The following is a 322-nucleotide window of genomic DNA, read 5'->3' on the forward strand; positions in this document are numbered from 1 at the left end:
ACCGTCGCCAACACCTGCGTGCGGCGCTGCTGGTACGGGCGCAGCTGACGGCGCCAGCCTTCCAGCCGCTGGTAGGGCGTCAAGGGGCAACACCGTCGCCATCATCGCCAGCACGCGTGCATCCAGGCGATCGGTCTGGGCCAGGTGACCAATGTCCTTGGCAACGTCGCGCGCCTGACGCGGGTTCGCCCGCACCCTCGGCAAGCCGGCCGTATGCAGCGCATCCGGTGCCGCCAGTGCGTCGCCGCCGGTGGCTTCCAGCACCACCTGACTCGGCTCCATTTGCTTGCGCCAGGCGCCCAACTGGCACAGACCTGACGCA

Annotated in this window: 1 protein-coding gene; it reads right to left on the reverse strand. The window is 69.6% G+C overall.

The features are described from left to right. Window positions 1-312: IS110 family transposase (locus XpopCFBP1817_RS23830; RefSeq protein ID WP_484606962.1), on the reverse strand; the 312-nt coding region annotated here is incomplete at its 3' end. Window positions 313-322: the final 10 nt, after the last annotated feature.

The organism is Xanthomonas populi, assembly GCF_002940065.1.
In the GTDB taxonomy this organism is placed as follows: domain Bacteria; phylum Pseudomonadota; class Gammaproteobacteria; order Xanthomonadales; family Xanthomonadaceae; genus Xanthomonas; species Xanthomonas populi.